This window comes from Pseudoalteromonas amylolytica (assembly GCF_001854605.1).
GTDB classification, from domain to species: domain Bacteria; phylum Pseudomonadota; class Gammaproteobacteria; order Enterobacterales; family Alteromonadaceae; genus Pseudoalteromonas; species Pseudoalteromonas amylolytica.
In genome coordinates, this window is the sequence record NZ_MKJU01000006.1 from 147,363 (window position 1) to 160,248 (window position 12,886).

13 protein-coding genes and 1 other RNA gene are annotated in these 12,886 nt (G+C 44.3%); all 14 read left to right on the forward strand.

The features are described from left to right. Positions 1-38 precede the first annotated feature (38 nt). The 14 genes from BET10_RS21380 to BET10_RS02245 all read left to right on the forward strand — a co-directional run bounded on the left by BET10_RS21380 (position 39) and on the right by BET10_RS02245 (position 12,873). Entirely contained in the window at positions 39-212 is a 174-nt protein-coding gene (locus BET10_RS21380) for a hypothetical protein (RefSeq protein ID WP_170829090.1), read from the forward strand. 88 nt (positions 213-300) lie between these two features. Next, positions 301-441 carry a hypothetical protein gene (locus BET10_RS21385; RefSeq protein ID WP_170829091.1) on the forward strand — a complete coding sequence of 47 codons (141 nt, stop codon included), beginning with the start codon at positions 301-303 and terminating at the stop codon, positions 439-441. Positions 442-456: 15 nt separating this feature from the next. After that, positions 457-597, forward strand: coding sequence for a hypothetical protein (locus tag BET10_RS21390; protein ID WP_170829092.1), 141 nt, complete (start codon positions 457-459; stop codon positions 595-597). Between the two features lie 262 nt (positions 598-859). Further along, positions 860-2,260, forward strand: a complete 1,401-nt coding sequence (locus tag BET10_RS02195) for a radical SAM/SPASM domain-containing protein (protein ID WP_070983190.1) — start codon at positions 860-862, stop codon at positions 2,258-2,260. Between the two features lie 6 nt (positions 2,261-2,266). Further along, positions 2,267-3,679 carry a radical SAM/SPASM domain-containing protein gene (locus BET10_RS02200; protein ID WP_083330399.1) on the forward strand — a complete coding sequence of 471 codons (1,413 nt, stop codon included), beginning with the start codon at positions 2,267-2,269 and terminating at the stop codon, positions 3,677-3,679. Continuing rightward, the gene (locus BET10_RS02205) at positions 3,669-5,060 is read left to right on the forward strand and encodes a radical SAM/SPASM domain-containing protein (protein ID WP_070983192.1); all 1,392 of its coding nucleotides are present in this window, start codon (positions 3,669-3,671) and stop codon (positions 5,058-5,060) included. The genes BET10_RS02200 and BET10_RS02205 overlap by 11 nt, the downstream gene beginning before the upstream one ends. A gap of 8 nt (positions 5,061-5,068) precedes the next feature. Next, positions 5,069-6,049, forward strand: coding sequence for an ABC transporter ATP-binding protein (locus tag BET10_RS02210; RefSeq protein WP_070983193.1), 981 nt, complete (start codon positions 5,069-5,071; stop codon positions 6,047-6,049). 3 nt (positions 6,050-6,052) lie between these two features. Further along, positions 6,053-6,841: an ABC-2 family transporter protein gene (locus BET10_RS02215; RefSeq protein ID WP_070983194.1), complete on the forward strand. Its 789-nt coding sequence runs from the start codon at positions 6,053-6,055 to the stop codon at positions 6,839-6,841. Position 6,842: 1 nt separating this feature from the next. Continuing rightward, positions 6,843-7,625 (forward strand): ABC transporter permease, encoded by a 783-nt coding sequence (locus tag BET10_RS02220; RefSeq protein WP_070983195.1) that lies wholly within the window; start codon positions 6,843-6,845, stop codon positions 7,623-7,625. Positions 7,626-7,641: 16 nt separating this feature from the next. After that, positions 7,642-8,343: an ABC transporter ATP-binding protein gene (locus tag BET10_RS02225; RefSeq protein WP_237124717.1), complete on the forward strand. Its 702-nt coding sequence runs from the start codon at positions 7,642-7,644 to the stop codon at positions 8,341-8,343. After that, positions 8,334-9,623 (forward strand): ABC transporter permease, encoded by a 1,290-nt coding sequence (locus BET10_RS02230; RefSeq protein WP_070983196.1) that lies wholly within the window; start codon positions 8,334-8,336, stop codon positions 9,621-9,623. Before BET10_RS02225 ends, BET10_RS02230 begins: the two co-directional genes overlap by 10 nt. Before the next feature lie 3 nt (positions 9,624-9,626). Further along, positions 9,627-10,820 (forward strand): ABC transporter permease, encoded by a 1,194-nt coding sequence (locus BET10_RS02235; RefSeq protein WP_070983197.1) that lies wholly within the window; start codon positions 9,627-9,629, stop codon positions 10,818-10,820. A gap of 40 nt (positions 10,821-10,860) precedes the next feature. Next, positions 10,861-11,221: RNase P RNA component class A (rnpB, locus tag BET10_RS02240), an RNA gene on the forward strand. 248 nt (positions 11,222-11,469) lie between these two features. Further along, a complete protein-coding gene (locus tag BET10_RS02245; protein WP_070983198.1) occupies positions 11,470-12,873 on the forward strand; it encodes an MBL fold metallo-hydrolase RNA specificity domain-containing protein in 1,404 nt (467 codons plus the stop codon). The last annotated feature ends 13 nt before the right edge of the window (positions 12,874-12,886 follow it).

Genomic DNA, 12,886 nt, shown 5'->3' on the forward strand with positions numbered 1-12,886 from the left:
AAAAAGCACGTAATTTTTACTTTTGTTAAGGGGTGGCGATGGAGAAGTTTGCAGCATTAAAGAAAATCGCTTCTTTGCCCATTAAGGTACAGCTAAAAGACGCTGATGTTTCGGTCAAACACTTTCGTCACGGATGCGATAACTGCTCTGTAGATACCTGTCAAACTGCTAATCCGCAGAGTGTACAGACGACGAAGTTACCTGAACCGTGAAACTACATTTTTAATGTTGCAGGTGTTTAACCACCCGACACCAGCGACATCGAAAACTTCTAGGGTGGATAGTAAAGGAATAAAAGCAATGTCAGTAAATAAACTAAAAGAAATTGCACAAAAGCAAAACCTTAAAGCATCAAACCAAGCTTTAAAAATCATGCGTACAGAAGGTTGCTCAAGCTGCTGTAGTTTTAGCGACGGTGGCAACTCTCAAAAAGTTCAATAATAGAAGGAGTAAGCTATGAGCACTCAAAAACTGAAAAAGTTGTCTCAGCTTAAGCAGGTTCGTGTAAGCACTGATGCGTTAAGCATCATGCGTACTGAAGGTTGCTCTAGCTGCTGCAGTATGAGCAGTGGTGGCAACTCACAGCAAGTTAAGTAATACCCAGTTCAGGTAGGGGCAATGATCACCTTCCTGTATTGAGTATCACTTTTTGGGCTAATTACACTAAGTTTTGCTGTTTGCAGCATCACTTTCCAAAGATGGAAAAGCCGCTTAGCTGAACCGTCTGAGCCCCAAGCAGCACTGTGGAGAAAAAGTGTATCGGTGCTGTTGTCTTATTTGAATACTACTGAGCCGTCACTCAATAGTATTGGATACAAATTTGCGGCGTGTATTACATAACTATAAAAAGGGGTCTGCAATGGTTCCATTGCTAAAACAGGATATTCAGTTAATTCCCAATCAGGACGAAGGAGTGGTTTCTATAGCGCGGCAACTACCTGATGGGTCAGATGCCACGATTCGGATCCATCCGATCCAAGCATTCATCATGGCGTTATTCAATGGTCAAAACGATGAGCTAAAAGTGGCCGAGATTCTTTCAGAGGTCATGAATATTGAAAAGCTGGCTGCAACAGAAGTGGTCGCCAAGTTACTCAATCGATATTCTTTATTCTTCACGAAAGTCACACGCTCCGAAACACCACTACTAGATATAGAGCTGGAAACACTTTTGTTTGAAGGTGATGAGGCGCTCATTTTGAGCGGCCGTGAAGATGCGCCAAGCGCCATGATATGGGTGGTGACTGAGGATTGTAATAGGAAGTGCAAATACTGCTACAAAGATGCCAAATATGTTGCCAACGGGCATGCCACGGATATTGCATTTCCGTATGAACGTGTACTTAAAACAATTGATGAGGCTGCTTTGATAGGCGTTAATCGCTTGATTTTCACTGGCGGTGAACCTCTGATGCGGCATGATTTGCCAGAGATCATCGGTCACACCATTGAGCAAGATATTGTGCCTATTGTGATCACTAAAATGCGCGTTGAAGGGCAGTTGATGGCGCGCTTACTCAAAGCTGGTTTGGAGGAGTTGCACGTGAGTCTTGACTCCATTGACGCCAATGATGTGCTAGAGCTGGTTGGGGTCGAAAATGCACTTGAAGACATGCTGGTGACCATCAAAGAGTGCTGTGACAAGGGCATCAAAGTCATACTTCGCCCAGTGATGACTGCTATCAATGTGGATAACCTTGGTACGCTTATTGAACATACTTATACCATGGGCGTACGGGAGTTTGTGATCGATGTATATGGCAAAACATGTGGTCGACATGAACCTCGCTTTTTGCTGACTAATGAGCGAGAAGAGCAGTTAAAAGAAGAAGTTAGAACACTGCAAGCCACTTATCCAAAAGCCAAGATGAGTTTTAACTTTGATATGCGTGATGCCACAGAAGTGAAAGGTTGCATGGAAGGCTTAAAGGGAATAACGGTGCAGCCTAACGGGGTATGCGTCAAGTGTGAACACATTCCAGCAGGGCCACACAACACCTTTGGAGATCTCAATGAAAGTGGGCTTCTAGAGATTTGGATAAGTGAAAAGACCAAAGAAATCGTGGTCCCAAGTCGCAAATTCTTTAAGGGAACATCCTGCTATAAATGTGATTTATTCAGAGACTGCAACTATGTAAGAGGTCGCTGCACTATTTCAGCCAAAGGCAAGTTTGGCACCATTCATGCGCCTGATGTTTATTGCCCGCTCGGTGAGTTCCACGCGAGCCGTGATATTGACGTCAAGATAGTCACGGCATAGGAGCAGATGATGAAAAGGTTTGGCAAACTGGGTTCGATAAGCTATGAAAATGAGCATTATGTACTGGACTATTATCCGCTTGAAGGGCAATCACAAGCGCCTTCAATAACGCTTCATCCATTGGTTGTTTACATTCTTGATAGTTTAGATAAACAACTTACATTGACTGAGATTGTGGCAGATATTCAAACCAGATTTGATATCGCACCTGCAGATGCGCAAGAAATTACCGACGATGTTGATGTGGTGTTTGAGTCTCATTTTACTGATGACATAGAGACGAACACGATTACCGTAGATATTGCTCAGTTACAGGCGCAACTTATCACGCTGTCACGTTTTGAAAAAATGACAACGCGCTCTAGCGTATTTCAAGGTAATCGCTCACCGTTTCCATTGTCTTTGCAATGGTTGGTGACAGGTAACTGCAATCGTAAGTGTGTGTATTGTTATCAAGGGGCGCCACTGAGCAGCAAAACAGAGGATTCCACTGTTGATATTAACGTACTGAAAAGGTTGATCCGAGAAACCGCCCAATTAGGTGGTAAAGAAATCATGCTAACAGGCGGAGAGCCACTGCTTAGAGAGGATATTTATGAGGTCATGATTTATGCGCTTGAGCATGGCCTGACGCCCGATTTTATCTCTAAGCAATTTGTCAGTGTTGAAAATGCACAACGGCTCGCACACGCGGGGCTTAAAGATGCGTATTTGAGCATAGATAGCTTGGAAAAAGATTCCGCCACAGCACTAACAGGTATCGGTGGTTTCGCCAAGAAAATATCACAAACTGTGAAGCATTTTGTTGAGGCTGGCATTCGAGTACATGCCAAATCACTGCTTACCTCGCTTAATGCAAATGCTTATCGTCATACGCTGGAGCAGTTAGAGCAATTAGGCGCTTATTCGATAGTTATAGATACCTACTCCGACAACCTACAAAGGCATGATGATGCGCTACATGCATCAGATGAGCAACAGCGTCAGGTTCGCCAAGTGGTCGATGAGTTTATGCTAACCAAGCCGAAGTTACAGGTGGTTTTTCGTAACGAGCAAAAAGCGAAAAGTATGGACTACAGCATAGATGGTTTTGTCTGTCATAACGGTCGTACACAGCTGCTGTTTTATCCAAATGGCGACATTTCACGTTGTGATAAAAAGTTGCCAGGAGGGGACATGATAGTGGGCAGCGTGCTCAATCAAAGTGTCTATGAGGCTTGGACGAGTAAAGCCATGCTTGAATCGCTCGACCCGCCAAGAGAGAAGTATAAAGGAACGCCTTGTTTTACGTGCGATAGTTTTGACACCTGCAATATCCGTGGTCGTTGTTATTACGGTGCCTACATGTCAACTGGCACGTTGTATGGCCCGCAAGAAGGGGCGTGTAAGTATATGCTAGGGGTGAAAAGTGTTTGTTAATCAATATGTAAGGCTTAAAGAAAAATCAAGGCTAGTCAAGGAGCCCAACCGCGTCATTCTGTTTATCGTTGATAGGGGAGAAAAGTTTGCTTCTCTATTTCCAGTGCATGGTTTGGTGTTGTCGCTGTGTGATGGGCGCAATAGCACCGCAGAGATAAGTGAAGCTCTCGTTGAAATATATGACATGGAATTACTCAAAGCGCAGCATCTGATCACTGACTTGTTTGTTCAAGTTGCAGATTTTATCGAGTCTCAAAGCACACCGTTTGCACATTCAACAGAGCGTTATGATCCTGCAAACTTTATTTATGAGCCTGATGATAAACCGTGGGATAACAAGTTAGAAGTACCCAATACGGTCGTGTGGATGACCACCAATCGCTGTCCGGCGGATTGTGTTTACTGTGTGATCCCAACACTAAAAGCAAATGAAATTGCCCCCTATGAACTAACCACTGAACAAGCGTTTAAGTTTTTAGAAGAATGTGTGTCACTGGGTGTGAAATACATTAATTTGCACGGAGGTGATCCGTTTTTGCGCAAAGACATGATTGATATTATTGAGTACTTACTTAGCAATGATGTTTTTGTGGATGTATCCACTAAGATGCCATTACGCGAAAGCCTGATTGAACGGCTTGCTAAAGCTGGGCTAGATACGCTTCAGGTCAGTATCGATAGCCATATTCCTCATCTTGCAGATGCGATAGTTAGGGTGAAGAATTGGCTCCCTAAAATCAACCAAACCATAGAGTTATGCCAAAAATATAATTTGAAGGTGCGCGCTAATATCGTTGTCACTGCAAAAAATATCGATGGCATAAGCAATCTACTACTACATCTGATGGAAGACAAGGGCATTAAAGATATTGGCATGTCTAGCTATCTGCGTTCAGAGCATAAGCATGATGATAGCTTGCTGATCTCACACCAGCAGCGAGTGACTCTAGTGCAAGCCGTCAATGACATTGCTGCGCGCTACCCAGATGTTGAAATTGGCAATATCCCCTTGCAAAGCGAGCGAGATGTTTCTTTGTCTATCCCAGGTTTTGGTGCATGTTCAGGCGGAAAAACGGCCTTGGTAATTGGCTCAGATGGTGAGTGTGCGACTTGCGATCGCACTATGCCTTACGAGCAGGCCAGAATCGGTAATGTTAAAGAGTCCACGATTAAAGAAATCTGGAATGGTGAGGCGTTGACTTATTTGCTCAATCCACCCAAAGAGGAATATCAAGGGACGCCTTGTTATGACTGTGATCACTTTAACGCGTGCAATGTACGCCAACGTTGTTATTACCGAGCTCAGCTCATAAATGGTCGACTGTACGCACCAGATTACTTGTGTGCAAAGTTACCAGAACCACCTATCGAAATGTTCTGAGGTGATATATGGAAATCTTACAAGCTAAGTCTGTCAATAAGGTGTTTTATCGCCCCGCGCCTGTCGAGGAGCATAGCGTGGTTGGCAAAATCAGGGGCTGGTTTTCTCCCCCTAAGCAGCAATTTAAAGTGATTGATGATGTCAGTTTAGCTGTGAAAAAAGGAGAGTTTGTTGGCCTTTTAGGCACCAATGGTTCGGGCAAGACCACACTGTTAAAGTTGCTCACGGGTATACTGCAAGCGGACTCTGGACAACTTAACGTGCTGGGCCACCATCCAGTGAAAGAGCGTAAGGCGTATACGCAAAAAATAGGAGCAGTGTTTGGGCAAAAGAGTTTGTTATGGTGGAACGTGGCCATCATTGAGTCATTCCAATTATATGCAGCTATCTACAAATTAAGCCGTAGCGAGGCCAGCCAACGTATAGAAGAGTTGAGCAATTTATTGGGCCTTGAGTCGTTATTAACATCGCCGCCTAAGAAACTGTCTTTAGGACAAAGGATGAAAGCTGAGGTTGCAGCGTCTTTATTACATCGTCCTGAGCTTATTTTTTTAGATGAACCGACTATCGCATTGGACCCTGTTTCTCGTCTTAACTTAATGAATTTCCTGCTACAGCTAAATCGAGAGCACGGCACTACGATTATAATGACGTCGCATAACATGGCGGATGTTCATCACTACTGCCAACGCAGTGTCATCATGAATGCGGGGCGCGTTATTTATGATGGTAGAACTTCCGAGCTTTTATCCTATGAACATTTCAAAATTCTTGAGATCAAAACACTCAGCGCACTGGATGAGCAACTGCTGGCAGGGTTTGAATATGAATTGGTGGAAGATAACTACTACCGTATAAAAACCTCAAATGATCAGGCTAAGGAAACGCTTTCTAGATTGGCGTTTCAACCTCAAGTAGCAGATGTAAGTATTTCACCGCCAAGTTTGGATCACGCTATTCATCACTTTATGACATCTGTCAGGGAGTAGGTTATGGATCTAAAAGTGTTTCTTAGATATTTACAGATGTCTTTCAAAGATTTATCGGTGTTTCGAAGTGACTTTGTGATCAGCATATTACATATATTGATCTATCAAGGGATCTTTATCATCTTTTGGGATGCCTTGCTTGGGCAACTAAACACAAACCTTGGTGTTTGGGATAAGGGTAGTTTGGCGTTGCTGATTTTAGTCGGGTTGGTGTTTTCATCGGCTCGGATGCTATTTTTTGGCTTTACCAGCATGAGTGAAAAAGTGATCAACGGAGATTTGGACAAATACTTATGTCGTCCCATTTCACCGCTTTTAGCATTACTTGCAGAAGACACCAAAATATGGGCCGCTGGGCACTCGCTGCTAACCTGTAGTATTTTGTTTGTGTTACTCAATGAGGTATATAGCTTTGAGTTTGAAGCTAGCAACTTTGTATTGTTTTTGTTTTCAATTATAGCTGGCAGCTTGACGCTGGTACTGATGGAAGGGTGTATTGCGCTCAGTGCATTCTGGTTTGGTAATATAGACAAACTGTTCTATTTGATAAACAGCTTCTCAGACTTTCAGCGCTATCCCATCACCTTATTTCCCAAGTTGTTACAGCATTTTTTGATTTATGTTCTACCCATAGGGCTGGTGTCTTCGGTGCCTGTGATGGTTTTAATGGGAAGTTATGACAACAGCGGTTTATTACTGCTTGCGCAACTGGCTTTATTGGCTGGATGGTTGTCTCTATTTTGCTGGTTATGGCGCTGTGCATTGCGCCGATATGACTCGTTAGGAGGGTAAAATGGGCATTATCAACCTGATCAAAATAGAGCTTAAAGAAGTTGCGCATTTTAGAATGAATGTGTATGCCTGGTTGTTATCACACCCTTTGCAGCTACTGATCATCTATTTGTTGTGGCGCGGTATTTTTCAATTTACCGACTCCATTGCTGGGCTTGGTTTTCAAGATGTGGTGATGTATTACTTTTTGGTGCACTTTATTAATGCCTTTTTATCGAGTGCTTATTCGGTTAACTATCAAGTATGGAGCGACATTAACGAGGGAGGGTTAGATAAATACCTGTGTCGACCATTTGATTACTTAACCGTGATTAGCAGCAAAAATCTCGCAAGGCCCTGTGTCGATGCGCTTTTTGCCACGCCGGTATTAGTGGTGGCGGTGTGGTATTCACAGGTCCAGTATGGAGCGAGTAGTTGGCTGCAATTTTTTATCGCCTGTGTTTTGTCTTTGCTAATACTTATCGAAATTCAAAAGGTGATCGGGCTTTTATCGCTGTGGCTTGAGAAGGTGTTTGGGCTAAGAGATATTCTTTTTAGCGTTATGATGTTGCTGTCAGGGCAGTTGCTACCACTTAGCCTGTTACCTGGTTGGATGGGAAACATCGCGTCCTATTCGCCTTTTGCGGCGCTGTTTCATGCGCCCATTTCTCAAATTATCAACACGGGTGGGGTCGCAGGCCTTGAGGCAATGCAATTACAGCTTTTTTGGCTGATTGTGTTTGCGTTACTAGGTAAAGGGCTATGGATCATTGGCAGGCCAAAGTATCAATCTTTGGGTGGTTAAACTCAGGAAATTTATAATGCAGTCAATTATTAAGGTAAACGCGTTAAGCAAATATTACGACGTGGGAAGCATTCGTACACAAGTGTTTAAGTCGCTGTCTTTTTGTGTCAATGAGGGGGAGTTTGTGTCCATTGTCGGCCCGTCTGGGGCGGGCAAAACGACCTTACTCAATACCATAGGATTACTAGAGCGATTTCAAAGTGGTAGCTTGGCGTTGGCAGGTCACGACGTCAGTAAGCTGAGCGACACTAAGCTGTCAGCCATGCGCAATCGCTATCTGGGATTTATTTTCCAAGATTTCAACTTGCTACCAGAGCTGGATGTGTTGAGTAACGTGATGTTGCCACTTGAAATCGCAGGCGTAAAAACGCAGGACGCAAAAGACAGGGCATTATATCAACTACAAAGAATGGGCTTGCAAGGAAGAGTGCATCACAAGCCGTACTTGCTCTCAGGTGGACAACAACAGCGTGTGGCGATTGCACGCGCTTTGGTTTGCGAGCCAAAAATGATCTTAGCAGATGAACCTACGGGTAACTTAAATTCTCAAATGGCTTTTGAGATCATGCAGTTATTACAAGAAATTAACCGCCAAGGCACCACCATTTTAATGGTGACGCATGATGAAAACCTGTCGAACCTGGCATCACGAAAAATTAGCTTGTCCGATGGTAAAATTGTAGAAGTACAGCCACAGGAGCTAGCCTCATGCGGTTAAGCACCCTAGTTTGTAATCTAAAATCACAGTCATTAGTGAGTGTGCTGGTGGTGTTGTTAATCGCAACGGGACTGGGTGCGTTTGGCACAACTTACAGTGTCTATCACATTATGTCGAGCAACCCCATGTCTGATGTTCAACACGATACACGTTATGTCACCATTGATGACTGGAGTCCAGACAAAGATTTACAGTGGACACCACCGCTGTTGAGCTATCAAGATGGTACGGCATTGCTACAGTTTTTAGGAGCAAGTAAAGGAGCGCTTACTTATGATTCAAAACTTGTAGCTCAGCACCCAAACTCATCCTATGTGTATGAACTCACCACCAGAGCAACGACGCCTGATTTCTTCAGTATTTTCCATACACAATTTAAGTATGGTGCACCATGGAGTTTTGAAGAGGATGTGAATCGAACCGCGGTGGTGGTGTTATCTTCTCATGCCAACAAAGTATTGTTTGACTCAAGTGACAGTGTAGGGCAACTCGTGTATTTAGACGGTAAAGTTTACACCGTAGTGGGAGTGCTAACTGAGTTTGAAATGACGCCTAAGGTATACGATTTACACGTTGATCCCTATGCCGCAACGGAGGATTTATATATACCTTTTCATACCGCTATTGAGCATGACGTATTACCGCATGGCCGTTTACTTGGCTGGAGAGATGAGCCAATGAGTGGCTTTCGAGATGTCCTGACAACTTCAATGATTTGGCTACAACTATGGGTTCAGTTTGACTCAAAGCAAGATATGGAAGCATTTAATACGGCGCTGGCAGGCTACACTGAGCAACAATCTTTAAAGGGTAGAATGCTCAGAGGGCATAAGCAGTTTGAGTTACTCTCGTCGGCGCAATGGCTAGAGAGAAATCAAGTGGTTAACGGTGATAGCAAGCTACTTTTAATGTTGGCGATAGTGTTTTTAGTGATCTGTCTGGTTTGTGTGAGTGCGTTATTGTTTGCAAGTTATGCAACGCGCCGTCGCGCTTTAAGTGTTTATCGGGCACTTGGTGCATCCAAGCGATACGTATCGAGCATGTTGTTTGCAGAGTTAACTTTATTGGCACTAGGCGGCTGTGTACTGGGTATGTTACTGACCGCTCTGGGCTTGAGTTATATGGAGAAGCTGTATGGCAGCAGTTATCAACAGGTTGCAAGTTTAGACCTTACACCGATTGTTATTGCCGCAGTGTGTTGTTTGTTTGGTGTGATTCTGGCGAGTGTGTTGCCAATTAGCCAATGCTGCCACAGCAAGAGCATTTATATTCGCAGGTAAGCTATGAACATAAAAACAATGATGAAGTTTATTCACTACCGTAAGCTACCATTTGCCATGATGGCATTTATTATAGCATTGGCGGTAATGGTGCTTGTTAATGCGCTGGCAGTGTTACTTAAAACACATCAGGATATCGAGCAAACTCCGTATTTGGGGGCAAACACTGTTGCATTATGGGTTAAGTATCTGGAAGACGGTGTGGATCACAGTGCACAAGCGCAAGCCGATAGAGATGCGTTATTGTCTTTGCCAGACGTTGATGTGGTCAGTTTTGCTACGCCTACCCCATATGGCGGCGGGGGGCCTGAGATGACGCTAGAACGCGGTAATGGTCAAGACGAGATAACTGTCAGCGTGTTTTATGCTGATGAATACTTTTTACCTGCACTAGATATTGAGTTGGTCGCGGGGCGTAACTTTAACGCATCTGAAGTGGTGCCAGCAACAGCTGAAGATGCGCTACAACCAACCTTGGTTATCATTAATCAAACACTAGCAAGTAAGCTTTTCGGGGATGATTCACCGTTGGGCAAAACGATACAAAACGCCGCTCAAAGTTACACTGTGATTGGTGTTTTAGACCCTCTGGTAGGAGCCAACTTTAAGGCACAAAGAGGTAAGTTTACCCTTGTGCTACCTCAGCAAAAGCTCGGGAAATGGACATCCATGTTGGTACATACAAACAATCCACAAAGCATACAATCATTATCGCAGAAGCTAGCTGATGTGATTTATGCTCAGCCAGTAAAGCGCTTGCTCACACGCAATGAACCTTTATTAGCACAGCGTTCACTGGGGTTACAAAAGGAAATGGCTTTGGGGGCAATATTAAAAGCAGTGATAATGGCATTTTTACTGGTGGTGTTCGCAGCCGTTTGGGGTGTAGTGAAATTTAACTTCGTTGCGCGTAAAAAATCGATGGGTATAGCCAGAGCACTGGGGCTTAGCGCTAACCGACAGATGGCGATGGTCACCTTGGAGTTTTCGTTGGTGTGTTTAGCTGGTGTACTCATAGGTACGTTGTTGTCTGTGTTTTTCGCAAATTGGTTAAATGAAGCGTTTGCGATAGCGAGAGTGAGCAACTGGCTTATGTTGTTGATAGGCATCACCATGTTGGTGTTGGTGAACTTGGTAGTACAGTTTCATTTAGCGCAAACCCAAAAATCGAGCCTAGCTGACATAATTTATCACTGAAGCTATAGGCATGTATCGAGATTCCGCGTATAATCCGCGCCGAGTCGGCTGGATAATCGCTGCCTGTGACGAAAATGATCAGGGGGAGGAAAGTCCGGGCTCCACAGGGCAGGGTGCCAGCTAACGGCTGGGGGGCGAAAGCCTACGACAAGTGCAGCAGAGAGGAGACCGCCAACTTTCGGGTTGGTAAGGGTGAAAGGGTGCGGTAAGAGCGCACCGGGCCACTGGTAACAGTTGGTTGCAAGGTAAACTCCACCCGGAGCAAGACCAAATAGGGTTCCTTATGGTGTGGCCCACATCGGAACCGGGTAGGTTGCTTGAGCCTAGGAGCGATCCTGGGCCTAGACGAATGATTATCGCTCGCAAGAGTACAGAACCCGGCTTATAGGCTGACTCAATAATTTTAGTAGCCGCTTGATTTGCTTATGTAAGTCAAGCGGCTTTCTAAATTTCTTAGTTATCACATTACACTTCACATAGTTATTAGCACTACAATAAACATCCGCCTTTGCTTTCGATGCTCAGAGATTTTTAATTCAATACACATCGTCATGGTTATTCGCATGGAATACCAGCCATAGTGTAATTTACAGCTACACTTGATCTCATCCGAAGGTTTTTTACCTATGCATAAATGTGAGATAAGTCTATGGCAACAATTACTTTTTATGGTGCTGTTCAGGAGGTGACGGGGTCGTGCCACGTTGTTCGTTCCGCAACCCTTGGTGAGGTGATGCTCGATTGTGGAATGCACCAAGGAATGAGGGCTAAGTATCTTATTTCTCGTGCTCAGTTTGCTTTTAACCCTCGTAGCATAGATATGGTTATTTTATCTCATGCGCACCTGGATCACTCCGGTCGCCTGCCATCCCTTTTACATGACGGATTTGATGGCCCGATTTATTGCACTGAGGCTACAGCGCAGCTTTTACCCGTGATGCTATTTGATTCTTTGAGTTTGTATGAAAATGACTTGCGCCGAGAAAAGCGTAAGCGGGCGCGTAAGGGCCTGTCAGATATTGAAGCGCAGTATTCAAAGGAAGACGTACTAAATGTCTTGGACTGCCTCAAGCCAATTGCTTATAAGCAACGAGTGCCAATAGGCGAAGGCGCATTTGTTTGTTTTCATGATGCAGGGCATATTCTGGGGTCGGCGATTGTAGAGCTAATCATGACTGAGAATGGCGAACAAAAGAAGTTGGTCTTCTCGGGAGATTTAGGCAATACCGATACATTGTTGATGAATGACCCTGTGTACCTTGAAGAAGCTGATATTGTGCTGATGGAGGGGACTTATGGCGATCGTGAGCATAAGTCGTTAGGTGATACGCAGGCTCAACTAAAAGATATTCTTCATACTGCCTTTGCCAGAGGAGGAAATGTGATGATCCCAGCTTTTGCTGTGGGGCGCACGCAAGAGTTATTGCTTTATCTTGGCAAACTCCAGCAGGCAAAAGAGCTCGACAATTGGCAGATTTTCCTAGATAGCCCTATGGCGATTGAAGTGACCGCGATTTATGACCAGTGGCTACCAACACTCGACTGTGAAGGCGTGAAAAAGTTGTGCTCGGGTGAGCAAACTCTGCTAAAGAACTTTCTTTCGACATTACACTTAATGGTCGATGCAGAAGAGTCTATGGCTATCAATAAGATCAGTAATGGAGCTTTGATCATTGCTGGAAGCGGCATGTGTACGGGCGGGCGGATCACCCACCACTTCAAACACCGTATTTGGGATAGTCGCAATACTATCATTTTTGTGGGTTATCAGGCCAATGGCACACTGGGTAGGGCTTTGGTTGATGGTGCGCAACACATCAAGCTGTTTGGTGAAGATATTATTGTCAAAGCCAATATTGAAACCTTAAATGGCTTTTCTGCTCATGCTGGGCAGGCCGCTTTAATTGAATGGGTTTGCCATTTTAAAACCGTGCCCAAAGTGGTGTTAGTTCATGGTGAACCCGACGCGTTAGCTGCATTGGCAGATAAGCTTGAACAACAGCATGATATTAAGGCGGATATTCCTATTTTGGGAGATACGATAGAGTTCTGATGGTTTACTTATG

Coding starts and splice junctions, on each gene's coding strand:
- BET10_RS21380 (WP_170829090.1), top strand. CDS start 39: ATGGAGAAGTTTGCAGCATTAAAGAAAATCGCTTCTTTGCCCATTAAG.
- BET10_RS21385 (WP_170829091.1), top strand. CDS start 301: ATGTCAGTAAATAAACTAAAAGAAATTGCACAAAAGCAAAACCTTAAA.
- BET10_RS21390 (WP_170829092.1), top strand. CDS start 457: ATGAGCACTCAAAAACTGAAAAAGTTGTCTCAGCTTAAGCAGGTTCGT.
- BET10_RS02195 (WP_070983190.1), top strand. CDS start 860: ATGGTTCCATTGCTAAAACAGGATATTCAGTTAATTCCCAATCAGGAC.
- BET10_RS02200 (WP_083330399.1), top strand. CDS start 2,267: ATGATGAAAAGGTTTGGCAAACTGGGTTCGATAAGCTATGAAAATGAG.
- BET10_RS02210 (WP_070983193.1), top strand. CDS start 5,069: ATGGAAATCTTACAAGCTAAGTCTGTCAATAAGGTGTTTTATCGCCCC.
- BET10_RS02215 (WP_070983194.1), top strand. CDS start 6,053: ATGGATCTAAAAGTGTTTCTTAGATATTTACAGATGTCTTTCAAAGAT.
- BET10_RS02220 (WP_070983195.1), top strand. CDS start 6,843: ATGGGCATTATCAACCTGATCAAAATAGAGCTTAAAGAAGTTGCGCAT.
- BET10_RS02225 (WP_237124717.1), top strand. CDS start 7,642: ATGCAGTCAATTATTAAGGTAAACGCGTTAAGCAAATATTACGACGTG.
- BET10_RS02230 (WP_070983196.1), top strand. CDS start 8,334: ATGCGGTTAAGCACCCTAGTTTGTAATCTAAAATCACAGTCATTAGTG.
- BET10_RS02235 (WP_070983197.1), top strand. CDS start 9,627: ATGAACATAAAAACAATGATGAAGTTTATTCACTACCGTAAGCTACCA.
- BET10_RS02245 (WP_070983198.1), top strand. CDS start 11,470: ATGGCAACAATTACTTTTTATGGTGCTGTTCAGGAGGTGACGGGGTCG.